Source organism: Pseudomonas sp. G.S.17 (assembly GCF_038096165.1).
Lineage (GTDB): Bacteria > Pseudomonadota > Gammaproteobacteria > Pseudomonadales > Pseudomonadaceae > Aquipseudomonas.
The window spans coordinates 5,487,157-5,511,348 of the sequence record NZ_CP151076.1 but is presented as its reverse complement, the minus strand read 5'-3'; the positions used below and the strand labels follow the sequence as shown (position 1 = coordinate 5,511,348).

Here is a 24,192-nt window from a genome sequence, read left to right as displayed (position 1 = left end):
GCCTGGATGGTGCCCAACCTGTATCACGTCAGAGGACACCGTCATGGCAGAAGAGAAGAAACAAGTTCCCAGGGAAGATGTTCCGGCTCACTCCACCGAGGAGGAAAAGGAACGACTCAAGGACTTCAACAAGAATGGTATTCCGCCTGGATCAAGTTAAGCGTTCTTGGCCGCGTTCGTCATCGAGTGGCGGGTCCAAGTCAGCCGCAGCTTGGTCCTGTCAGTTCGCGTAGGCGGTATCAATCACTGACGACTAGCACGATCTTTCCCTGGATGCTTCCCTGTGACGCGCGGTGGTGCGCGTCTGCTGCCTGGGCCAGCGGGAATGTGCTGTCGATCACCACGCGGATAGTGCCGTCGTTGAGCAGCTTGCCGGCTTGCTCCAGTTGCGTACCACTGGAGCGCACCTGCGTAGAAGAAACGGTGATTCCCAATTTATCCGCGTTTTCGTGCCCACCGAAACCAAGGGGGTTGACCAAAAAGAGGGCACCCCCGGGTTTGATGACGCCCAGGAAGCGTTCCATATGTGGGCCACCGACTGCGTCAACGACCAGGTCCACATTCTTGGCGACCGCTTCAGCGGCTGTCTTGGTATGGTCGATAAAGTCCTCAGCGCCTAAATCGCGAAGCAGCTTTTCATGCTTGCCAGAGGCCACCGCAATGACGCGTGCACCTTTCCATTTGGCAACTTGAACCATCAGATGCCCCACACCGCCTCCAGCCCCGTTTACCAAGACTGTCCTGCCTTCAAGCGGAATGGGGGCATGCTGAACGGCCTGGAACGGGTTAGGGGCGTCATGGCCAACCTCGACCAGAAACTGCCAGGCAGTCAGGAGCGACATGGGCGCGCCTGCTGCCTTGACGTGATCTATACGCTTGGGCTTCAAAGCCAACTCGGTCTCATTGACGCGTATGTACTGAGCATAGGCGCCGCTGCCCGTCATCAGATCATCCGGGAAACGCACCATCGCAAAAACATCCTCGCCGACATCGAATTTTGAGGCCTCGTCGCCAACTGCTACCACCTCTCCAGATACATCGGTGCCCCGAATCAGCGGGAAATTTGCGTCGGGCCGCCATTCAGGGGGCAGGGCCCGATAGCCGTCCCGCAGATAGAGGTCAGGCGGGTTGAGGCTCGCTGCGTGCACTCGGACAAGCACTTCTCCAGGAAGCGCGACAGGCCTGGGTGCATCTTCGTAATGCAAGACTTCAGGGCCGCCAAAATTATGTAATCGCACCGCCTTCATCGTTTCGCTCATCACAACCTCGTTCGTTTCGATGGGTATGACTCAGCCTAAACGCTGATGAGAGCGTTGATAATAGGGCGGGTAGCGGCGTCACTTCCCATCGGGCTGCACGTGCTCGCGCCCGCCATCACAGCGTTTCGTCGACGATACCCAAAGGTGCTGATAGACCTGCGCTTGAGCGACCAACACGTGAACCTGATTGAGGACGGAATCGATCTGGCGATACGGATCGGTGAGCTTGCGGACTCGTCTCTCCTTTCTCGCAGATTATTGTCGTACACACTCTGTTGTTACGCTTCGCCAGATTATCTGGCCAGGTACGGAACACCTCGGCATCCCGATGAGCTAGTGGCGCATGAGACGGTCAATCTTCGTTATCAAAGTTCCGGTCAAGCTTTACGATGGCCGTTTCGGATCTCAGACAAGGAGGTCGAGATACTTCCGTCATCGCCTGTCATCGTTGATGCAAGTGAAGCTGTGCTTGCGGCTATGGTCGCAGGCGCTGGCATAGGGATGGCGGCAAGTTTCATGGTGGCTTCCAGGCTGAGTCGGCAGGAGCTAGTTCCGGTTTTATCCGAGTTCGCAGCGACCCGAAACAACATCACTGCTGTTTGGCCTGAGAGTCGACGCACCAATCCTGCCGTGCGCGCATTTTTGGAGCTGCTGATCGAGGTTCGCTGAGAATTAGATAGCGTCGAGACCATGGGCGGAACATGACCAGGTGAAGCGCCATATGTTGGGCCTGACGCCGAATTGACCCAGTTGCCGATGCCACGCTGACCCAACATCAAACGGTGAATAGCTAACACAGGTAATGCTTCACAAGGTAGGAGCCTGGGTCAATGAAGTCTCGGTAACTAGGTCCATTCTGTGCTGGCGATAACACCGTAGATGGCTGCCACCCAAGCGTAATAATGCGCTCGCCAATTTGCCCGCCTTTGTGCCCTTACACCTAGCCCCCAAGGCTCAGGAAGCGGCTGATACATCGGTCAGCATCGAGATCCCGTACGAGCAAGGGGCCTTGACGGTGACGTGGCCCGCTGCTGACCCTGCGGGATGTGCCCGGTTTGTTCGCGGTCTGACACGATGATCCGCATCGACTCCATCTGGCTCGCCACCGAGCCCATGGACATGCGCGCCGGCACTGACACCGCTCTGGCACGTGTGGTCGCCGTGTTCGGTGCGGCGCAGCCGCACTGTGCTTATCTGTTCTACTCCAAAGCCGTAAGGCTGCGTTGGACTGCAAAGGCGCGCTTACTCCCGCCCTTAGCACAGATATCAATTACTTAATGTCAGTTAGAAATTTATCCAGCGCGTCGTTGAAGTGTTCAGGATACTCCCAAAAAGACAGATGCTTCCCAAACTTTACTATCGTTGCTGACGGCGTATTAATTTTACTCCACTCATCCACACGCTGACTTTTTTGACTCATGTAATAAAACAGAGGTACCTTTCCTTCCATCCCCTTGAGGTCGGTTTCGTAGTTTTGATAGGAGCCAGACTCATTCAGCAAGGCAGCAACACCATCTCCCGTCTGATTGCTAATCCGCGTTATCCACTTAATGTACTCTGGATGTGGGTTATCAACCATGTAACGTGCAAACTCATCGTTCAGCTGCTCACGACGTAACAATACGCCTTGTGTGAAGTGCTCCCGTACTCCGTCCGAACCATCAGACGTAAACCAATACCAGTCACTCGAGTGCTTTGGATCATCGCCCCCAAGACATTTGGGTACAGAATCCATCATAATAAATCCTTTGAGGTTGTCCGTCCCAAACTGATGCACATACGCTAAAATATCAAAGCCTCCGTAGGACCAGCCACCCAACACAACGTTATGTAAGTCGAGGGCTTTCATAAAATCAGCAATATCACGACCGTGCTGCTCATAGAAATTCCCTTCGACTGTATGGGTCGACAGGCCCTGACTCCGGGGATCGATAACTATTAACTTATAATCTTTAGAGTCTTTGAAATGCTCCAACTGATGTGCATACACTTCCGTGCTCATGGTCCAGCCTGGCACAAGAAGTATGACGTTCTCCCCCTGTCCGGAGCTTTCATAGTGAATATCCAGATCATTAGACACTTTGATCATCGCAGCCTGCGCGATTGAAAAAAACGACATCAACAACAAAAACACCAGAGCAAAGACGCGCATATTTTAATTCCTTTTTTAATTACCAAAGGTATGACTCTGAGTCATTTCAGCACACACTCAAGTCGACAGGAAGGAGAAGAAATCAATCCGAAGAACTAAAAATTCAAAAGTAATTCCTGGGGCACGAGACTATGCAAGGCATTATCAGCGAGTAAGATCGTGACGGCTTCAATATCCGGAGCGAAGAAACGATCTTTTTCGTAATAAGCAACCTTCTCCCTCAAAATCGTCCGAGCGCACTCAAGCATTGGCGACGTTTTTAACCCGTCGCGAAGGTCCAGCCCTTGGCAAGCAGCCAGCCATTCAATCGCGATAACTCCGCGCGTGTTTTCAGCCATCGCCCATAGCCGGCGCCCTGCGTTGGGGGCCATCGACACATGATCCTCCTGGTTAGCAGAAGTCGGCAGGCTGTCAACACTATGCGGGTGGGCAAGCGCCTTGTTGTCACTCGCCAACGCGGCGGCGGTAACTTGGGCAATCATGAAGCCTGAGTTTACCCCCCCGTTTGCAACCAGAAATGAGGGTAACTGCGACATGTGTTTGTCCATCATCAAGGACGTGCGTCTTTCTGATAGAGCCCCCATTTCGGCGATTGCCAACGCAATATTATCTGCTGCCATTGCGACAGGCTCTGCGTGGAAATTCCCACCTGAGATCACATCTCCCTCGTTTGCGAAGACAAGTGGGTTGTCTGACACGGCGTTCGATTCAATTGCCAAGATGTCGCAAGCGTTGCGCAGTTGTGTAAGACACGCTCCCATGACCTGCGGTTGGCACCTCAGTGAATAAGGATCTTGAACCTTACCGCACTCAGCATGCGACTCAGAGATTTCAGTAGAAGGCGTCAGCAGCTCACGATAGGCGCTGGCCACGGCGATCTGTCCAAGCTGCCCTCGTGCCGCATGGATACGTGCATCAAACGGAGAACGAGAACCTAACAGGGCCTCTACACTCAAGGCACCACATACCGTAGCTGCTGCGAACAAATCTTCCGCTTCGAACAGTCCACGTAACGCGTATGCCGTTGATACTTGAGTGCCATTCAGAAGCGCCAGGCCTTCTTTTGCTGCAAGCGTGACAGACTCAATTCCGGCCTGTTGCAGCGCCTCACCCGCAGACACCCAGCGCCCTTGGAATCTGGCTTTGCCTTCACCTATGAGAATCAGGGACATGTGCGCTAGCGGTGCCAAGTCGCCTGAGGCGCCCACAGAGCCCTTCGCCGGGATGTGTGGGTATACCTCAGCGTTAATCAAAGAAACTATCGCATCAATGACAATCTTGCGAATCCCCGAGTATCCCCTCGCGAGGCTATTGACCTTCAGTACCATGATCAGTCGAACCATAGCATCATCCAACGCCTCTCCAACCCCGGCAGCATGGGAGAGCACCAGCGAACGCTGAAGGTTTTCCAGATCAGAAGTGGCAATCCGCGTAGAAGCGAGTAATCCAAAACCGGTATTGATCCCGTAAGCTGTACGCCCCTCGCTGAGGATGCTTTCGACGCAGCGGACACTCGCCGCTATATCGTCTGAAGCGTGCTTCGCAAGCGTCAGTTTTGTAGGGCTGGCGTAGACACTCCTCAACTCCCGTAAGGTCATTTGCCCAGGAGTTATTTCGAGCTTGTTCATAGCATTCCTCTAAAACGGTGTTGACCTAGAAAGACTAGACAGCCGCTACAACTGTGATTTCTATCAGCAGCTCTGGCAAAGCCAGTCGCGACTCGACCGTAGCACGGGCGGGCGTATGCCCTTGCGGCACCCACGCATCCCATACCTCGTTCATGTCCGAAAAATGGCACTTAATGTCTGCGAGCCATATCTGCGCGGAAACAATGCGGGTTTTGTCTACTCCCGCTTTCTCCAGAAATCCGTCTATTTTTTTCAATACTTGGGCGGTCTGGCCTTTGATGTCCTGTGTAGAGTCTGCGGCTGTTTGGCCGCCAACGAACACAAAACCATTACTAACAACGGCCCGACTCATACGGTGATTACTGTCGATACGAACAATATCTTTCACTTTAAACTCCTGAAGGATTAATAATAAGGAAGCTCAGAAACCACCCAAGGCATCCACTTCGATCTAAAACAGAGGTCAAGCTACTTAGGTGCAAACTCTTTCAACGGGACCGCATTCACATCCGGAACATATGCGTTTGCCAAGTCAACTAGCTGTACTGGCTTGATCGGAGGCCGAATCCGGTAGTAACCTACCTTCTGCATCGTTGCCTTTGTGCACTCGGCCAAGAGTTCAGCAACAACTAGGCCGCACATGCGCCCCTGACATGGGCCCATGCCGCAACGCGAAAATGATTTCGTTTGATTAGGCCCACTGCAACCGAGTCGGCTCATCGCCCGGATATCACCCGCACTGACTTCTTCGCACCGGCAAACAATAGTCTGGTCTGCGGGACGACGAAAAATGTCTGCGGGGCGATACAACGTGTCTAGAAATGGCCGTACAGCTTGATGGCGATTTAACTGACGTTGTAGCTTGAGCGCTTTTGTATCTCGGACGTTCTCTGTCAAACATCCAAGTTGTTGACTGATCCGTAGTGCTGTCAGTGCGCCGGAAAGCTCTGCTGCCTTCGCGCCATCAATCCCTGCACCGTCACCCGCGATGAAAACTCCCGCCAGTGATGTTTCACCCCAAACATCAGCATCAGGACGCCAACATAATTGCACCTCGTCCCAACAGTGCTCACAACCCAGAGAGCGGGACAACTGAACATTTGGAATGACCCCCTGATGGACCAGCAGTAGGTCAGAGCCAATATCCGTGAAGGACCCACCTACGGAGTAGCGAACGCTATCTACTGCGCCATCGCCCCGCGCTTCCAGCGTTTCGACCTGACGGATATGCGGGATAGAACTTGCGGCAATAGCCCTTAATAGACCTAGCCCTTTGAGTAAATATCCTGGGGCACGCAACGCTGAAAACAAATGGCGAAGTGCAGGAAGACGATTATTTCGTGGAGTGGTGTCCAGAATCGCTGCCACGGAACTGCCCGACCTTATCAATTGCCAGGCAAACAAATAGAGCAACGGCCCGCTTCCAGCGAGTACAACGCGCTTGCTCGGTAAAAGCGCCGCTGACTTCAACAGCGTTTGAGCCGCGCCGATTCCCATAACGCCAGGCAATGTCCAGCCCGGAAATGGAGAGGGCCGCTCTTGAGCGCCATTAGCGATCACTAATGCGCGAGCCTGAATCTGGCCACTACCGCCACTAGGTCCATTGCGAGTAAAGCTAACTTGCCGGTCCTGGGTAATTTGCCACGCCAAGGTACCTGGCCAGTAGGTAACGCTGCTGGCTAGGAAACGCTCTACCAGCGCCGCACCAGCGGTATAGTCTTTGCCCAACAAAATGGGGTCAGCCAGAGGAGACTGGGAGACGCTGCGATAAATCTGTCCCCCAGGCAGGGGATTTTCATCCATCAACAATACATCAAGGCCCGCCTCTTTGGCCTGTAACGCGCAGGCCATACCAGCCGGGCCTGCGCCGATGATTAGAAGGTCAACATGGATCATGCTCATTTGAGACTCCTGGCTCCGATCATGGATCGAATCGTCATTCCGGGCTTCACCAGCGTCATACAGGCCTGTTGATTCGGAACGCCGTCAATTTCCACCAGGCATTCAAAACAGGCACCCATCATGCAGAACGGTGCCCTCGGAGCATTCGACACCGGTGTCTCGCGAACCTGAGTGATGCCTACACTCAGCAACGCAGCCGCTACTGTCATGTATTCAGGCACTGAAAAGTCATGCCCATTTATCAGGATTGAAACCTGAGTGGATGGCGCACTGGCGCGCGCGTTAAATAGCGAAACGTTTGGCATAGAAGTAATCGAGAAGAGAGGGACGTGGAGCACCCATCAGCCAGGGCACGAGTTTTTCGCAATGGGCTGCCGCCAGCGTCACGCCGCTATGGCACATGGCAACAAACGCACCAGGATGGGTGAGTGATTCTTCGTAAATCGGCATGCTGTCAGGGGTCATAATCCGCAGCGAACCCCAAGCTCGTACAACGCGGACGTTTTTGAGCATGGGAAACGGCGCAATTGCTTTCTGTGCGATATGAGCAATGACCCCAGGGGTTACACCGTCATCCATATCCACATCCTCAGCGGACTCTCCCAATAACAGCGAACCCTCGGCCGTCTGGCGTACAGAGATGGTCGGGTAATCAAGAAACCGTTTGACCCGCTCGGTCACTAGAATTTGCCCCCGAAGCGGCACTACAGGAGCGCGCAGGCCCACCATAGGTGCCAATTCACGATTCCCAAGGCCGGCACACAGAACAACTTTTCCAGCATCGATTACCTGTTTGCCCACGGTTAGCCGGAAACCACCCTCATGCGGAACAATCAAATCGACACGTGAGTCGGTCTTATAGACGCCTCCGGCCTGCTCAAAGCCCGCGAAAAGGCCGCGTAATGTATAGAGCGGACTGACGTGCCCGTCGTGGGGCGAGTAGACGGCCCCGGTCACGTCGGCGCCGATCGCTGGTATACGCTCCTTCAACTGCGCGTTATCTAGGACTTCATAGGTCAATCTGTTGTCTTGCGCATGGAGTTTTGCCAGCCCCGCTGCACTGCTGGCCAGACCTTGCTCGCTCATCGCGATCATCATCCCGCCGGGTTTTTCGTACCCCAGTTTCATACCACTGGCGTCTTCAAGTTCTTGGCAGAAGCCGGGCCAAAGCTGCGAGGACTCCAATGACCAGCGTGCATAATCGATTTGCTTGGAACCCTTACTCGAGACCCATACCAGGCCGAAGTTGCCTCGGGCGGCGCGTATGCTTGAGTCCTCGCCATCCAGCACCAGAGTTCTGACACCTCGTTTAGCCAGTCCATAAGCGATGGCCATCCCCACCAGCCCGCCACCGACCACTACGTAGTCGTAATCGATCTTCATGATTTTTTTCCCATTAAAACTTTGTCCAGCCCTACCAGTCGGTCAAGCACGATCATCAAGCCCAAGGTCACCGCGATGATCACGACTGCCACGGCCGCGACCATGGGATCAACGGTTTCGGTCATGCTCATATAGATCCGCACTGGCAAGGTGATTGTCGCGGGGGAAGCGAGGAATATGGTGGCAGTCAGTTCGTCAAAACTACTGGCAAACGCCAGCACCCAACCGCCAAGTATTCCAGGGAGAAGCGAGGGAAACGTGATGCGCCGAAAGGTCGTCCAGGCGCTAGCGCCTAGAGACATCGCTGCATGCTCAGGCTCACGAGAAAGACTCACCATCGACGCCATGATCAGGCGCAGCGAGTAAGGAAAGATCAACATCACGTGAGCCAATACCAACGAGCTAAACGAACCGTTCACGTTGAATTCATTAAATAGCCGCAGCAACGCAACGCCGAGAACTACAGGAGGAATCATCAACGGCGACAACAGCAAACCGTTCAGAGCCGCCCGACCGGGAAACTGGTAACGAGACAATCCCATAGCAGCAGGAACACCTAGTAGCGCGGCCCCTGTCGCGGAAAGAGTCGCCAGAATAATGCTGTTCCAGAATGCAGTGATAAAACCGTTGTCATTGAACAGCGCTACGAACCAGCGCAGTGAAAAGTGCAGTGTCGGAATGGTCAACATGTTATCCGGTGTAAAAGCGACCAGACACACGACGACCAAAGGTGCTGCCAGGAACACTGAAAAAATGCTGTGAAAAACGAGCGCCAAGACTCCATTTTTGTTCATGTCAGCGCCCCAGCCGTTTTTGAATTCGACGTTCGACTAACTTGCCGTACACCCCAATCACCAGAAGGTTAATCAGCAGCAATAGAACCGCGATGGTCGCGCCCATCGGCCAGTTCAGGGTATTGAGAAACTCATCGTAAGCAGCGGTTGCTGCGACCTTCAAACGTCGGCCGCCAATCAGCGCCGGGGTAGCAAACGCACTAGCACTAAGGGCGAATGTCATCAGGCTCCCGGACAACACACCAGGCAACACTTGGGGCAATACGATTCGACGCCAGACCGTCAGTTGTCCAGCACCCAGGCTAAGGGCAGCATCACAACTCTGAGGGTCTATGCCTTGCAACGAGGTCCAGACTGACAAAATGACCAACGGCACTAAGGCATGGATCAGAACCACAACCACAGCCCAAAACGAGAACAGCAGTTGTGCATTGCTATCCATCAGCCCCAACCACACGAGCACGCTACCAATGATTCCGTTCTGACTGAGCAAGATCGACCAGCCGAGAGTCCTGACAACCGCAGAGATCAGCAACGGAGCCAAGGTCAGGATCAGGAAGCACGTACGCCAGCGGGGCCGCATCCGATAGATGATGTAAGCCTCTGGGACGCCAAGCACCACTGCGCCCACTGTGACAGCTAACGCCAGCCCCAAGGTGCGCAGAAAAATCGTTTGGTAATAAGGATCGACTAGGACTAAGGCGTAGTTATGCAACGAGCGGGCAGGCAACATGGTGCTGGTAGTTATATCAAAACTGTACAGGCTTAATTCGCCCATCATCAACATTGGAATTGCGAGGAGAGCGATGAACAATAGACTCGCTGGCAGTAGCAGTAACAGTGCACGGCTACTAAAAGAGAAGGCTTTCCGCCGAGGAGCCAATACAGAAACTTGATTCATGGTTCCACCCCAGAAGAGGTCGCTGCTGAATCATTACTAATAATCAAGTGACGTAGAGCCGAAGGCTCCCACGCTAGACCGACATGTTCACCAGGCAACACGGCAAGCTGACCGCGATTTGCACGCATAACATGCAGAACCCCAAGCTCGGTCATGACCGTGACCAGCCAGCAATTCCCCTTAAACACGCATCCCATTACCTGACCACGAAGAACGGCATTCGAACTATCAACAAGGTCAATTCGCTCAGGCCGCAAGGACAACGTCGCGCGACCACAGGGGATTTCAGCATTGAGGTTAAGACTGCCTACGCCACAGACGAATTGTCGCTGACTGCCCCGCAGCACGATCTCGCCAGTTAACAGATTGGCGCGGCCGATGAAATCAGCAGCAAAGCGCGAACCTGGATCGTCATAGAGATGATTGGGTTTATCAAAACGCACAATGCGACCACGATCTAGCAGGGCAACTCGATCGCTCATGGCCAAGGCCTCATCCTGATCATGAGTGACCATGATCGTCGTTGTCCCCACTTGGCGTTGAATGCTTTGCAGCTCAGTCTGCATATCGTGACGCAGCTTGGCGTCCAGATTGGATAGAGGTTCGTCAAGCAAAAGCAACGGTGGCTTAATGACCAAAGCCCTGGCCAATGCGACGCGCTGCCGCTGACCGCCGGAAAGGTCGCGCGGAAACTTTTCAGCATGGGCGCCCAGTTGCACCAACTCCAGTGACTGGTTTACTTGCCGCGTTCGCTCGGCCCGTGCAACCCCGCGCATTTGGAGGCCGAATTCAATATTTTCCCGAACAGTCATGTGCGCAAACAGCGCATAACTTTGAAACACGACGCCTAAGCCACGCTGGGCTGGCGGCTGACCCAATAACGACTTGCCCTGTAAACGGATATCGCCATCGCTGGGCTCGAGGAAGCCTGCGATCATTTGCAACGTAGTTGTCTTTCCACACCCCGAGGGCCCCAGCAGAGAAATGAATTCGCCCTGTTCGATATTTAGATTGATTCCATGCAGGACCCTCACATCCCCGTAGGACTTGCTCAGGCCTTCGATAATCAAATAACTCATTTGCTGACTCGCTTTTTGCTTGTCCGTACAGATGTCATCTCAGGTAGGGCGGCTTTCAGCCGCACCGCCTGTTATGTAGATTTTATTGTTCGATCTGACGATTCCACTGCTGTATCCAGGCAGGTCGCATGGCATTTACCACGTCCCAATCAACGCTGAGCATTCCCTCAACGGTCTCTTGATCTGGAACCTTTGCCAGAACTGCAGGTGGTAACTTGGTGTGCTTATTGACTGGCGCCACACCTTCTCCATCAGCAAAAAGCACCTGTACTTCCGGACTCAAGGTGTACTGGACAAACTTCTGAGCCAAAGTATTTACGGTCTCATGCTTGACCGGGCACACGCTTAGTCCTAAGGCCATAGCCCCTTCTTTAGGAGCGACGAACTTCACCGGTACGCCTTGATTGCGCAATGCTTGGGTGCGACCGGACCCCCAAACGCCAATCCAGAGGCTGTCGTTCTGGAACAGTTCGGAAATTTTTCCAGGTGATGGATCGAAGGACAGAACATTAGGTGCCACGCTCGTCTTTATCGCAGTAAACCCCGGCTCGATGGTCTGCTCGCCCCCACCATTGAGGCGCGCAAACATCACCAGGCCCTCGAGACCGTAACCGTTCGTGATGCTTGGAAACTGAACGTGCCCTTTATATAAAGGGTTCGCCAAATCTTTCCACGACGTGGGGGGGGGCCATCCCTTGGCCGCGAATACTCGCTCGTTGTAAACAATGCCAGTACCGTTGAGCCCGATGGTCACAGCCTTATTACTTTTGAAGTGAGCGACGTCGAATAAGTCCTTGTAAATTGGAGCATCGGTCAACGTCTCGCAATAACCCAACTGAGCAGCCTGGGACATCGGGCCATCGTCCAGGAAGGCAACGTCCAAAGTCTGCTTACCTTTCTGAGCCTGCATGCGTGCCATAGTGGTTGTCGTATCGCCCGGGACCAGAATCACCTTGCTGCTGGTCAGCTTTTCGAAGTCCGGCACGATCTGCTCTTTGAGCAGTTTCTCAAAAGAACCACCAAAAACAGCAACGTACAGAATGGGCTGGTCTGCTTGGACGTGACTTGCGAACAGTGATGCCGCGACGAGTGCGGGGGCGAATCTTCTGATCATGTTGACTCCTGATTTGAGTGCCACTGTCAATGCCCGCACATTCCGGGCAAACCTAGTGTCTGCCCTAGTAACCAAGAGATCCAATTACCTTTCACACAAAACCAATGTCCAAATGTTATGACCTATACAAACAGAATGATTAGCATCTTTCTGCTATTTTGCTTTGATAAATTGGCATATCTAGGAGTTAATCACCTGTATCTGGCTGCAAATGCACCTATACAGTGCGCTAGCGCGCCAAGTTAGCGCATATTAATGTCTAGATATGATAAAGAGAAAAGAAATGAAAAACAGACAGCTCGAAGCCTTTCGTGCAGTGATGCTCAGACATTCAGTCACCAGCGCAGCAGAGATGATGAGTATCACCCAGCCTGCCGTGACCCGATTGATCGTCGATCTTGAGGAGGAAGTGGGTTTCAAGCTTTTTACACGGGAGAAAGGTCGGCTGTTTCCGACCTCTGATGCCGCGCTGCTGTATCGGGAGGTGGAGCGCTCTTTTGTCGGAGTGGAGAGGATTGCTCATGCAGCGCGTCAGATTCGCTCGGTAAACAAAGGCGCTTTGACCGTATGCTGCGCCCCCGCGTTGGCCGAAGGATTACTGCCAGCCTGGATCTCAGAGTTCATCTCGCTGCATGCGGGCGTTACTGTGGTTTTCGCAATTCACGGAACAAAAGTCGTGAGTGAGATGGTGGCTAACGAGCAATGCGACTTAGGCTTTATTACTTACACGACGTGGCAGCCTGGCGTAAAGCTAGAGCGGCTGTTTACAGCGCCCATGCGATGTATTTTGCCCCATGGACATAGGCTGGCAGAGCTGGAGTGCATTACTCCTGAGGACTTAGCCGGAGAGTCATTTATCTCATTCCCCAAAGAACTGGACACCCGACGCATCATCGATGAGCTATTCGCAAACCGCCAGATAGAGCGCCAGCTAAACATCGAATGCCAGCTGTCAGCGGCTATCGCGTCCTTTGTTAGCTGCGGCGCAGGCGTGTCCATCATAGACCCGGCAGTAGCCAACACGCTCGGTAATAAGGTGGTGGTAAGACCGTTTGCACCCGAGCTTGACTTTGAATATGCCATCGTAACCTCCGAACGAATGACTCCATCACGCCTGACAAAAGCGTTTCTCGCGTTCGTCAAAAATAAGATGAAGCTCTTACCGTCATTGCCTTAATTGAGTGGCTGCTCCGATACCGTAAGACCGAACACCGAAGCTATTTTGCTAAGTGCGCTGCCTGAAAAAACTCAACCGTGCGCGATCCCTTACGCGGGCCCGCGTAGCTTAGCTGTTCAGCCTGACCGTCTGGCTTTGAATACCAGGCTAGGCGGCTGCCCTGGAACGTCATCCAAAAAATCGACAATCCGCATACCAATCTTTTCCAAAACACGGATCGAGGCCGAATGGTTGGGCCGCACCACCGCAAAGACTTCATTTAAGCCAAGCTCCTCAAAACCGTAATCAAGTGCTGCTTGGCTGAGCTCTGTCGCATATCCTTTGCCCCAAGCCGTGGCGGCAAATCGATACCCGAGATTCAGACGCTCAACGTCGACGTACATTCGAGCATCGAGGCCTCCGAAGCCAATCAAGTTCTGCGGAGCTTCACACGTCGAAATTGCCCACTGGCCATAGCCCTTGTCTTCCCAGTGCTTCAACCAGACATGAAGAAGAGCCTCAGCTTGGCCGAGATCCCGCAAGGGTCCGGAAGGGTTGAACTGGTGAGTTGCAGGGTCACCGTAGATGGTGAAAAGACTTTCCAGATCATCGGCGGTTGGCGGTCTTACCACCAGGCGAGCAGTTGTTCGATGCATAGTTTTTCCTCTTTGGCGGCGTATAAAACCGCCCTTCTGGCCACTCAGTGTATGGTGAGTATTTGCATGGACGTGACCACCTGTTTGCATTCAACTTGACCAGCCGTTTGCATCCGACTTGACCAGTGCACATGATCTCCATGACTGGCTGGGCTCGACCCGAAGCAAGCGGTGCGACAGGCCAAACCGAGCCCATAGCGGACAGTCATAAATGGCAGAAAGCACAGGATTTGTGGATTCCGGTCAAACGTCCATTTCGATCATGCCGGAAACCTCACGACAAATTACGTATTAGATTCCAGCTATGGCGTGACAGGGGTGGAAGTTCCAAAAGGCCGGTTAGTAATTAGCCTTACCGTCGAGGCGGTGATACATTTCGCAGCCATGGATAAGTACCGTTCTTCTCTCTGCCACTTAGCTAAAGCCTTGCTGCTCCTTGTGCTCTTTAACAGCATGGCGTGCAGCATTGGGCACGGGCAGATGTTGCAGAAGATGTTTGCCTCCAATGAGCCGTCACGGTCTGATGAGGCAATATCCATGGGGCATCCCATGGTGATGGATCACTCCCGCCACCACATGAGTCAGGCATCTACGAGCCAGGACATGCCGCCTATGCACGGCATGGACTCTCTCTTCGGCGATTGTTTTTTCGCCGCCTCGCTGCCGCTAGGGTTGATGCTGTTCACAGTGTTGGCCTGGCTACTGCGGCGTCGACAAGTTCGTCCAGTTCCTCGCCAACTGGCACCCTTGTCACACCCTACCGCGCTATTACTGAGCCTTCAACCTCGCGCGCCATGAGTCCGGCCTAATGCCCCTGTTTTCATGCTGTTTGCACGCTCGGCCCTGATTTGGGCCAGAGCGGATCAGCGTGAACATTACATAGGGGAACTACCTGAATCGTAACGCGCTGCCTTGAGCGGCAGCGAGTTGCATTGCTGCCAACTCAAAAGAATTTCACTATGAACAGCACCTTTATCCGGCGGCCTGTGTGCCCGCTCGCCTCTGAATTTTATCTTGCGGCAATCTTGTGCACACCGGGCCTTGTGCTCGCGAAAGACAACATCACCTCGGATGTTGGCGATACCGCATCGTCGCACTCAGCGTCCGCTTATCCTGCCGTCGACCTGCCAGCCACCTCAGTTGTAGGCACTTCAATTTCGAGCTACATCACGCCGAAGTCCGCCAATACCAGCAGAACGGATGTTGCACTCAAGGATTACCCGGCCTCCATCCAAGTTGTTCCCAACGACCTGCTCAAAGACCGAGGGGTCACCCGCATCGATCAGGTAGCTGAGACCGTCAGCGGTGTACATGCCGAAGCGAATTACGGGGGTAATGGCGCAACTTTTTTCAACATCCGGGGCTTCAGTGAAAGCAATGGTCTGCGCGATGGTTTCCGCAATTACGGCTACTACGCTTTCCGCGATGTACAGAACATTGATCAGGTCGAGATTTTCAAGGGCCCCGCTGGCGCGTTGTACGGCGGCATCGGTGCGATTGGTGGATACATCAACACTGTTTCCAAAAGGCCGGAATGGAGTGACTTCGGTGAGATTAGCGGTACGGCAGGACGATACGACATGGCGCGTAGTACGCTGGATGTGAATAGGGTGTTGAGCGACGACGTAAGCGTGCGGCTCAACGCGTCTGCGGAACAGGATGCAACATTCCGCGATGAAACCCGTGATCATTCATGGTCATTCGCACCCGCCGTGACGTGGGACAACCACGACGGTACCTCTCTGACGCTGCTAAGTGAGTACAACCATCTCAACCGTAATGGATTCGATCTTGGTGTACCTGCCGTCGCCAACTATCGCGATCTATCCAGAACCCGCTACTACGGTCTCACCAGCAAGATGTATCCGGGAGTTGATGGTGATTATGGGAAGAACGACACGCTTTCTGAAACCCTGATGTTCGAGCATCAGCTGTCCGACGCCTGGAAACTGCGCCTCGCCGGGCAGTACACGTACGCAAGGCAGCGTTCGACTCAGTCTTTTCCTGGCAGCACAGTCCCCACTGGTAGTCTGCTCGACTATTCCGTTTACAGCGACGCAGATGAGTCTTCGCGGCAGTTCGGCACCCGCGCCGAATTGGTGGGTGATGTGTTCACCGGCGACGTCAAACACCAGTTGCTGATCGGTGCCGACTATAGCTTGCAAAAACTTGCGAACTCAGGCTCACAGGTGTCCACTATGACCTTGGATCTAAGCGACCCTGATTACCGTTCAGGTCTGACGCCTGCCGACCCATTGATTGGCCACGAATCGCAAGGCAAGGATTACGGGTTGTACATTCAGGACCTAATCGGATTGACACCGTCACTCACACTTCAGGTGGGCTTGCGCGCAGACCGATTCGAGAACCGGGCCAAGGAGTCGGGCGGCGAAACAGGGAAAGGAGAACAGTCGACGCTATCTCCACGCTTGGGAGTGGTATGGCAAGCGACCGACAGTACGTCGTACTTCGCCGATTGGAGCCTGAGTCATGCTCCAAACGTAGGCCATAGCGGCAGCAACGTGACCTACGAGGCAGAGGTTGCCGAGCAGTTCGAAGTGGGCCTCAAGCATGAACTGATCAAAGACCGGCTAGACGCGAACCTGGCGGTGTTCAATTTAGATCGCAATCACATTCTGACCACGGATCCGAACAATCCTTTGCTCCAAGTGTTGACGGGCAAGCAGCGCAGCCAAGGCGTAGAACTGGACATAACTGGCAATATCACTCCCCGCTGGAAAACCGCTGCGAGTTACACCTACACCGTGCCGAAAGTGCGTAGTGATAGCAACTACCCAACAGGCGACGTGCTGAGTGGTGTCCCACGCCACAGCGCAAGCCTGTGGACGGCTTACCAATTGGAGTACGTTGAAGGACTGCAACTGGGTGGCGGCCTCTATTACGTGGGCTCGCGCGAAGCGACACTGCCTAACACCTTCAAGCTTTCCGGTTATGTTCGCACCGATTTGATGGCGTCCTACAAGATCGGATCATGGACGACGCAACTGAACGTCTTCAACCTGTTCGACCGCGAGTATTACACCGGTGGCACCGCTGCGACATTTGACTACACACTGATGCCAAGCCCGCCAAGAACGCTTCAGTTGACGGAAACGTATCGATTCTGACTTGCGGTTCGACGATCACTAATAGGTGCTTTAACTGGCGTACATTCGACAAAGGTTCATCACCGGAATGATGAGTGCCTCGTCGAGACGGGATGAACGTTTATAGAGTGACGCAGGGCGATGCTGACCACGATTGCCCTGCATTATCGAAACTGAAGGTGCTCTGCCGGTGTTGGCGCTGATTGAAAACTGACCCACCGGGGGTGCGGACAAAAACTTGGACTGGTTATGCCGCGATGCCCAGGCTCTCACGATACTCAATGGGACTGAGAGCGCCGAGGGAAATCTTGATACGTTTCTCGTTGTACCAGCGAATGTATGAGTCCAGGGCCTGAATGAACTGTTCAATGCTCGTTGACTGCCAGTTACGAGGATAGAACAGCTCCGTTTTCAAACGGCCGAAGAAGCCTTCACAAGCCGCGTTATCAGGTGAGCAGCCCTTGCGTGACATCGAACGAATCAGCTTCGCATCAGCGATGCGCGATAACCAGCCGGGCCAGCGGTAGTGCGCGCCACGATCGGAGTGAACAACAGGCCGTTTATCGCTGCAGGCCACCGTTTCGACGGCAGCATCCAGCATCGTGTTCACAAGCTCGGCGTCGGGACGCGTGCCGATCGACCAACTGATTACCTTCCCATCGAAGCAGTCGATGATGGGGGACAGGTACACCTTGCCGGCCGGGATCTGGAACTCCGAGATGTCAGTTAGCCACTTCTCATTCGGCGCCGCAGCCTTGAAATCACGATTGAGGAGATTTTCCGGCGCAGGACTGATCTCTCCGAGGTAGGAACCGTATCGACGCCGTTTCGGCTTGGCGACGACCAGGCATTCCTGCTTCATCAAGCGCTGCACCACCTTCTCAGACAGGCGCACGCACTGCCTGCTCAGCGAAGCCCTCATCCGTCGGTAGCCATAGCAGCGATGATTGCGCTCGAAGATGTCTGCCATGGCACAACGCACTTCGGTGTATTTTTCCGCGACCTGCATTCGGGCTCGATGGTAGAAATAGGAGCTTCGGGCCAAGCCCAGCGCTTCAAGCAGCTCTGACAAGGAGTATGTCTGCCTCAGGGCATCAGCCAGCGATGTCTTCTCCCGGTTGGTCAGGACTTGCCGGTCGATGCCCGTCTCTTTTTTTATGAGTTCATTCGCCTTCATCAACAGGTCGTGTTCAAGCTGCAGACGGCGCACGTCGAGCCGGAGAGATTCGAGCTGCCGTTCCAACTCTTCTCGCTCCGGTGCCGATGGGGGTTCTAGTCGGCGCTTCATGGATGCGGATACCTCTGGGCCAAGTAGCTGGTTTTTCCAGTTGTACAAGGTCGGCCTGCATACGCCTAGTTTTTCAGCCAGGGCTTTCGCACTTTCTTGTCGCGTGCATAGCGCGATGACCGCTGCCTGCTTCATCGCTGGCGGGCGGGCCAACCCGTCAGATCGGCCGACGACACGCGTATGCAACTCGGGGTGCAATTCGTAAATCCAGGCACGCAACGAATCCCGTGCGGGATAGCCCAACTCCGTGACGGTAGCGGCGATGCTGCGACCGTGTTCGAGATAGTACTCGACAGCCTTTTCCCTTTGAGCCAGTGAGTACTTCGACTTCGAGTTCTCGTAGCCACGCGGCAGGTCGAGGCAGCGCTCATACTCTGCATACCAGCTCTTCAAAGAGTTCTTCGTCGGGTAGCCCAGCTGACGAATCGTTACCCCAATGCGTTTCCCTACTTTTATGTAGAGCTTGACTGCTCGGATGCGGTCTTCGTATGAATACATGAACTACCTCCAGGTAGTCCAAGATTTCCGCCGCATCCCCTGTGGCCGATGCCACACTGACCCAATACTGATCGGCAACAATCCAGTCCCACTATATGCGTCCGGCCATCACGCCTTGCGTGATTAAGCCGGTTGCCACTTATGCGGCAGCAGCTGATCTATTTCACTTGCCCGCTGCGTCGGCAGCCGCGTAAAAACATCCTTCAAATAGGCATACGGATCATGACCATTCAGCCGCGCAGACTGGATCAGACTCATTATCGCAGCCGCCCGTTTGCCGCTGCGTAATGACCCTGCAAAGAGCCAGTTCTTGCGTCCAAGAGCCCATGGTCGGATCTGGTTCTCTGCCCAGTTGTTGTCTATGGGTACAGCATCGTCATCAAGGTAGCGCGACAGCGCTGCCCAGCGTTTCAGGCTGTAATCGAGTGCCCTGCTGATGGCCGAGCCCTCGGGCACGAGGTCACGCTGGGCGAGCATCCAGGCATGTAGCATCTCCATCACCGGAATGGCTTTTTCTTGCCGTATTCGGCGGCGTAAATCCGGCTCCAGGTCGCGGACTTCACTTTCGATTTCGTACAGCAACTGGATGTAGCGCAGGACTTTCAAATACTGCGCCTGACAGTCAAGAAGCGAATGCGTGCGACGCTGCTTGGCTATTCGGGATGAGCTGAAGCGCCGACGTCATGAACCCATCCGTGCTCAAGGGCAATGGCTCACTCGGGTGGTAAGTGGTTACTTCAATTACCACGCGGTACCAGGAAACTTGAAGCTACTGAGTGGCTTCAGGAAGGCCATATGCAGATATTGGCGGCAGGCCCTCGGGCGACGCAGCCAGCGAAATCGGTTGCAGTGGTCTCGCTTCGGGTTGCTCACAGATCACTACATACCGAGCCCAAAGAGTTCACACCCGTATCCTGAGGATCGCTTAGCGTCACGCACCCAAGGCAGGAGCCGTATGCGGTAGTTCCGCACGTACGGATCTGTGCGGGGGGGCGGCAGGCAACTGCTATCCCTACCGCGACCTTTGCGCGGCCATTTTCGGTTAATATTTTCTGAGTGTTCGGCGCACATTTTAAGAAAATCTTGGCGCGGTTAAGAAAATCTAGCCAACGACAGGGGGAAAAATGGCAAATCTATAGTGGGTTACGCCTAGTGGATAAATGCGATGGAGCTACCCGCTGGTGCGGCAGCAACTGTCTAATTTCACTGGCCCTCTTTGTCGGCATGCACCAGCACCTTCATGCGGTTGTCCCGGCGGCTGGCAAAGAGGTAGCTGGCCGAACCGCACATGACGCTGAACGACAACAATGGCGGGTTCACCGACACGCTGTAAAACGACTGACAAGTAAAGCCAATTGGCTCATCACCGGTGTGCGATGTAATCACCGTGATACCGGAAGCATAGTGTCCGGGCGCCTCACGAAAGCTCATGGGCTCGATAGCATTAGCTGTAGCAATGGTAACGGCAGTGAGTGACATCGCAGTTCCTAGTTCGAAAGCTCTTTTCGAATGATCTTTGCGCCTGCACTCAACGCATTCAACTTGCCCCTCGCAACCTGCCGAGGCAACGGAGCCATGCCGCAGTTGGTGCAAGGATAAAGCTTGTCGGCATCTACGAACTGAAGTGCCTTGCGCAGGGTATTGGCGACTTCCTCGGGCGTCTCGATGGCATGGCTTGCCACATCAATGGCGCCCACCATCACTTTTTTGCCGCGAATGAGTTCGATCAGATCCATCGGGACGTGAGAGTTGTGACATTCCAGCGAGACGATATCGATGCTGGATTTCTGCAACTTGGGGAACGCCTCTTCATATTGGCGCCATTCCGAACCCAGCGTTTTCTTCCAATCGGTGTTGGCCTTGATGCCGTAGCCGTAACAAATATGCACGGCGGTTTCGCATTTAAGCCCTTCAATGGCTCGCTCCAAGGTGGCGACACCCCAGTCATTCACTTCGTCGAAGAACACGTTGAATGCAGGCTCATCGAACTGGATGATATCTACCCCGGCAGCCTCCAGCTCTCTGGCCTCCTGATTGAGAATCTTCGCAAATTCCCAAGCCAGTTTTTCGCGGCTTTTATAGTGAGCATCGTAGAGTGTATCGATCATCGTCATCGGGCCAGGCAAGGCCCACTTGATCGGCTGCTTCGTTTGCTGGCGCAAAAATTTGGCGTCCTCGACAAACACTGGCTTTTTCCGAGCAACCGCACCTACAACCGTCGGCACGCTGGCGTCGTAGCGATCACGAATCCGGACGGTTTCACGATTTTCAAAATCGACGCCTTCGAGATGCTCGATGAAGGTCGTCACAAAGTGCTGACGAGTCTGTTCGCCATCACTGACGATATCGATACCGGCCAGCTGTTGCTCCTGCAATGAGAGGCGCAGAGCGTCTTGTTTACCTTCAACCAGTTCTTCATCCTGCAATTTCCAGGGTGACCAAAGCGTTTCAGGTTGTGCAAGCCAGGAAGGTTTAGGCAGGCTACCAGCGGTCGAAGTAGGCAACAGTTTTTTCATTAAAAGTGACCTTGATTTTAAATTATTAAAGCGTGCAGGTAACAGACCACTGCTCAAGAAAGGCTTGATAAGGTTTGATGAATAGTTCTTCGGCAAACTTTCCCTGTTCGGCAGCCAGTCGGCTACGTTCTTCTCGATCATAAACAATTCGAGTCAATGAGTAGTCTTGGTGCTTCAAACTAGGCTGGTAGGACTTTCCAGCTACGGAGTTCGCATTGTAAATCTCAGGACGGTAGATTTTCTGGAACGTATCCATTGTGCTAATCGTGCCGATCAACTCAAGATCGGTGTAATCACTAAGCAAATCCCCTGAGAAGTAGAAAGCCAGTGGCGCAGCACTATGAGGCGGCATGAAGTAACGAACCTCCAAGCCCATCTTCCTGAAGTATTCATCTGTCAACGAGTACGCATCTTGCTGGTATTCGAAGCCCAGGACAGGGTGCTGGTGCTCTGTTCGCAGGTATGTTCGCGTACTCGATACGCTCAGGCAGATGACAGGTGGCTTGTCGAAATGCTCTTTGTACGCGTTTGAGTTGACGAAAAACTTGAACAGCTTGCCGTGCAAATCGCCAAAGTCATCTGGGGTACTGAATCCCGACTGGTTCTTGTTGTGCTCCAGCAGCCGCACACTGAAGTCATAGTCCCGCACGTAGGATGAGAAATTATTTCCTACAATGCCACTGATTCGTTCATTGGTTTTTCGATCAACTATGGTTGTCTTCAAAACTTCAATCAAAGGAATAGCGTGGCCGCGACCTTCAGCATCAATTTTCATTTCAGCGGAGATAATGTCCAGCTCTACCGTGTAACGATCACCTGTAGGATTATCCCGGTGCGCCAAAGCATTAAAACGATTGTCAATCATCTTCAAGGTGTTGCGCAGGTTTTCCTGACGACTCTCTCCCCTGGCCAGGTTGGCAAAGTTGGTGGTGATGCGTGTGCTATCCGAGGGGTGATAATTCTCATCAAAGCAAATGCTCTTGATAGCAAATGTGAATTCGTCGTTCATCGTGACCTGCACCTGTGTTTTTGACAAACCTGAACCGGCGCGTTGCCTCTTTCAGCCTTGATCAACATTCTGTTCCTTCGCTCGGCGGCCTGTAGATCAGCCACCGTGAAGTGCTGCACGCATTTTAAGCAGGGAGGCTACATGAACGTATGCGTCCGGGCATCACGCCTTGCGTGATTAGGCCGGCTGCCACCTATGCGGCAGCAACTGATCAATTTCACTCGCTCGCTGCGTTGGTAGGCGCGTAAGGACATCCTTCAGATATGCGTACGGATCATGGCCATTGAGCCGCGCAGACTGGATCAAACTCATAATCGCCGCCGCCCGTTTGCCGCTGCGCAGCGAACCTGCAAAGAGCCAGTTTTTGCGACCCAACGCCCACGGTCGGATTTGGTTCTCGCACCAATTATTGTCAATGGGTACGGCCCCGTCATCGAGGTAGCGCGACAACGCTGCCCAGCGTTTCAGGCTGTAATCCAGTGCTCTGCTGATGGCTGAGCCTTCAGGCACGAGATCGCGCTGGGCCATCATCCAGGCATGCAGCCTATCCATCACCGGTACGGCTTTTTCTTGCCGTATTCGGCGCCGTAAATCCGGCTCCAGGTCGCGCACTTCACTCTCGATTTCGTAAAGCAACTGGATGTAGCGCAGGGCCTGTTCGGCGAGCGTGCTCTTGTTGGTCGCGTGCAGTTCGAAGAACTTGCGCCGCGCATGGGCCATGCAACCGATCTCGGTCACGCCGAGTGCGAAGCTGGCCTTGTAGCCGCCAAAATCATCACAGACCAGTTTACCCTTCCAGTCTTGCAGGAAGTTGCGAGCATGTTCACCAGCGCGGCTGGGGCTGAAGTCATAAACAACAGCTGCTGTTTCGCAGAACTGGCTGGTGGCGTAGGCCCAAACATAGGAGCGGTGAGTCTTCTTCGTTCCCGGCATGAGCATTTGCACCGGTGTTTCATCGGCATGAACAACCTGTTGCCCTAGCACTACGTCGCGCAGTGCATCGACCAGAGGTTGCAGCTGCACCCCAGTCACACCCACCCATTGAGCCAAAGTTGAACGTGGAATCGCCAAGCCGGCACGACCGAAGATCGATTCCTGACGGTAAAGCGGCAGGTGGTCGGCAAACTTGGCGATCATGACGTGGGCCAACAGCCCGGCGGTTGGGATGCCCTTATCAATAATCTGTGCAGGAACCGGTGCCTGAATCAGCGTTTCGCAGTTATCACAGACCCATTTGCCACGGACATGGCGTTCAACGGTAAATACGCCGGGCGTGTAGTCCAGCTTTTCGCTGACGTCCTCACCGATACGCTTGAGTGCGCAGCCACATGGGCAGTGAGTGTTGTCCGGCTCGTGATGGATTAGCGTGCGTGGAAACTCTGCCGGCAAAGCAGTGCGTTTGGGCTTTTGCTTTTTCTCGGTCGGAGCCAGCACTGTTTGCAAGGCTTGAAGCTCTGCTTCAATCGCCGCGATATCGGTATCGATCAGGTCATCGAGCAAGCTGGCCTGTTCAGGATTCATCTGCTCGCTACGCTTGGCAAACTTCAAACGCTTGAGTTGTGCGATCTCGTGGGTGAGCTTCTCGATAACCGTTTGATCGCGGTTGATCTTCTTGCCCATCGTCTCAACCGTCTTACCCAGTGTGTCGACTTGATGGTCGAGCGTCTCGACACGCTGTATCAACTGCGCCGCCAAAGCGCGCAGTTGTTCAGGGGTAAGGTGGTCGAGATTGGGGAGCGAAGTCATGGCG

The 24,192-nt window shown here is 53.9% G+C and carries 19 protein-coding genes and 2 pseudogenes; 3 read left to right on the top strand and 18 right to left on the bottom strand.

Annotation, left to right across the window (positions count from 1 at the left end):
* Positions 1-239: 239 nt before the first annotated feature.
* Positions 240-1,259: an NADP-dependent oxidoreductase gene (locus tag AABC73_RS25600; protein ID WP_341521470.1), complete on the bottom strand. Its 1,020-nt coding sequence runs from the start codon at positions 1,257-1,259 to the stop codon at positions 240-242.
* A gap of 45 nt (positions 1,260-1,304) precedes the next feature.
* Between AABC73_RS25600 and AABC73_RS25595 the strand changes: the two genes are divergently transcribed.
* Positions 1,305-1,928: a substrate binding domain-containing protein gene (locus tag AABC73_RS25595; RefSeq protein ID WP_341521469.1), complete on the top strand. Its 624-nt coding sequence runs from the start codon at positions 1,305-1,307 to the stop codon at positions 1,926-1,928.
* A 601-nt stretch (positions 1,929-2,529) separates the two neighbouring features.
* Here AABC73_RS25595 and AABC73_RS25590 read toward each other — a convergent pair.
* The 10 genes from AABC73_RS25590 to AABC73_RS25545 all read right to left on the bottom strand — a co-directional run bounded on the left by AABC73_RS25590 (position 2,530) and on the right by AABC73_RS25545 (position 12,212).
* On the bottom strand, positions 2,530-3,411 hold the full coding sequence (locus tag AABC73_RS25590) for an alpha/beta hydrolase (RefSeq protein ID WP_341521468.1): 882 nt from the start codon (positions 3,409-3,411) through the stop codon (positions 2,530-2,532).
* Between the two features lie 95 nt (positions 3,412-3,506).
* The gene (gene hutH, locus AABC73_RS25585) at positions 3,507-5,039 is read right to left on the bottom strand and encodes a histidine ammonia-lyase (RefSeq protein ID WP_341521467.1); all 1,533 of its coding nucleotides are present in this window, start codon (positions 5,037-5,039) and stop codon (positions 3,507-3,509) included.
* A gap of 34 nt (positions 5,040-5,073) precedes the next feature.
* On the bottom strand, positions 5,074-5,427 hold the full coding sequence (locus AABC73_RS25580) for a RidA family protein (protein WP_341521466.1): 354 nt from the start codon (positions 5,425-5,427) through the stop codon (positions 5,074-5,076).
* A gap of 80 nt (positions 5,428-5,507) precedes the next feature.
* Complete coding sequence (locus AABC73_RS25575) at positions 5,508-6,941, bottom strand: FAD/NAD(P)-binding oxidoreductase (protein WP_341521465.1); 1,434 nt, start codon at positions 6,939-6,941, stop codon at positions 5,508-5,510.
* Positions 6,938-7,246 carry a (2Fe-2S)-binding protein gene (locus AABC73_RS25570; protein ID WP_080482293.1) on the bottom strand — a complete coding sequence of 103 codons (309 nt, stop codon included), beginning with the start codon at positions 7,244-7,246 and terminating at the stop codon, positions 6,938-6,940. Before AABC73_RS25570 ends, AABC73_RS25575 begins: the two co-directional genes overlap by 4 nt.
* Positions 7,224-8,324, bottom strand: a complete 1,101-nt coding sequence (locus AABC73_RS25565; RefSeq protein WP_341521464.1) for an FAD-dependent oxidoreductase — start codon at positions 8,322-8,324, stop codon at positions 7,224-7,226. Before AABC73_RS25565 ends, AABC73_RS25570 begins: the two co-directional genes overlap by 23 nt.
* Entirely contained in the window at positions 8,321-9,118 is a 798-nt protein-coding gene (locus AABC73_RS25560; RefSeq protein ID WP_341521463.1) for an ABC transporter permease, read from the bottom strand. The genes AABC73_RS25565 and AABC73_RS25560 overlap by 4 nt, the downstream gene beginning before the upstream one ends.
* A gap of 1 nt (position 9,119) precedes the next feature.
* Positions 9,120-10,019 carry an ABC transporter permease gene (locus AABC73_RS25555; protein WP_341521462.1) on the bottom strand — a complete coding sequence of 300 codons (900 nt, stop codon included), beginning with the start codon at positions 10,017-10,019 and terminating at the stop codon, positions 9,120-9,122.
* On the bottom strand, positions 10,016-11,098 hold the full coding sequence (locus AABC73_RS25550; protein ID WP_341521461.1) for an ABC transporter ATP-binding protein: 1,083 nt from the start codon (positions 11,096-11,098) through the stop codon (positions 10,016-10,018). The genes AABC73_RS25555 and AABC73_RS25550 overlap by 4 nt, the downstream gene beginning before the upstream one ends.
* A gap of 82 nt (positions 11,099-11,180) precedes the next feature.
* Entirely contained in the window at positions 11,181-12,212 is a 1,032-nt protein-coding gene (locus AABC73_RS25545) for an ABC transporter substrate-binding protein (RefSeq protein WP_341521460.1), read from the bottom strand.
* A gap of 283 nt (positions 12,213-12,495) precedes the next feature.
* On the opposite strand from AABC73_RS25545, the gene AABC73_RS25540 reads away from it, so the two are divergent.
* A complete protein-coding gene (locus AABC73_RS25540; protein WP_341521459.1) occupies positions 12,496-13,389 on the top strand; it encodes a LysR substrate-binding domain-containing protein in 894 nt (297 codons plus the stop codon).
* A gap of 116 nt (positions 13,390-13,505) precedes the next feature.
* On the opposite strand, the gene AABC73_RS25535 is transcribed toward AABC73_RS25540, so the two are convergent.
* Positions 13,506-14,024: a GNAT family N-acetyltransferase gene (locus AABC73_RS25535; RefSeq protein WP_341521458.1), complete on the bottom strand. Its 519-nt coding sequence runs from the start codon at positions 14,022-14,024 to the stop codon at positions 13,506-13,508.
* A gap of 959 nt (positions 14,025-14,983) precedes the next feature.
* Between AABC73_RS25535 and AABC73_RS25530 the strand changes: the two genes are divergently transcribed.
* A complete protein-coding gene (locus tag AABC73_RS25530; RefSeq protein WP_341521457.1) occupies positions 14,984-17,152 on the top strand; it encodes a TonB-dependent siderophore receptor in 2,169 nt (722 codons plus the stop codon).
* A 226-nt stretch (positions 17,153-17,378) separates the two neighbouring features.
* On the opposite strand, the gene AABC73_RS25525 is transcribed toward AABC73_RS25530, so the two are convergent.
* The 6 genes and pseudogenes from AABC73_RS25525 to AABC73_RS25500 all read right to left on the bottom strand — a co-directional run bounded on the left by AABC73_RS25525 (position 17,379) and on the right by AABC73_RS25500 (position 24,188).
* Positions 17,379-18,917 (bottom strand): IS3 family transposase, encoded by a 1,539-nt coding sequence (locus AABC73_RS25525; protein ID WP_341521456.1) that lies wholly within the window; start codon positions 18,915-18,917, stop codon positions 17,379-17,381.
* A 123-nt stretch (positions 18,918-19,040) separates the two neighbouring features.
* Positions 19,041-19,496, bottom strand: a pseudogene (locus AABC73_RS25520) (transposase); the annotation flags it as partial.
* Positions 19,497-20,186: 690 nt separating this feature from the next.
* A pseudogene (locus AABC73_RS25515) lies at positions 20,187-20,396 on the bottom strand (flavin reductase family protein); the annotation flags it as partial.
* Between the two features lie 8 nt (positions 20,397-20,404).
* Positions 20,405-21,433 (bottom strand): methionine synthase, encoded by a 1,029-nt coding sequence (locus AABC73_RS25510; protein ID WP_341524338.1) that lies wholly within the window; start codon positions 21,431-21,433, stop codon positions 20,405-20,407.
* 25 nt (positions 21,434-21,458) lie between these two features.
* Positions 21,459-22,442 carry a DUF1852 domain-containing protein gene (locus tag AABC73_RS25505; RefSeq protein WP_341521455.1) on the bottom strand — a complete coding sequence of 328 codons (984 nt, stop codon included), beginning with the start codon at positions 22,440-22,442 and terminating at the stop codon, positions 21,459-21,461.
* Between the two features lie 177 nt (positions 22,443-22,619).
* Positions 22,620-24,188, bottom strand: a complete 1,569-nt coding sequence (locus AABC73_RS25500) for an IS66 family transposase (RefSeq protein ID WP_341521454.1) — start codon at positions 24,186-24,188, stop codon at positions 22,620-22,622.
* Between the last annotated feature and the right edge of the window lie 4 nt (positions 24,189-24,192).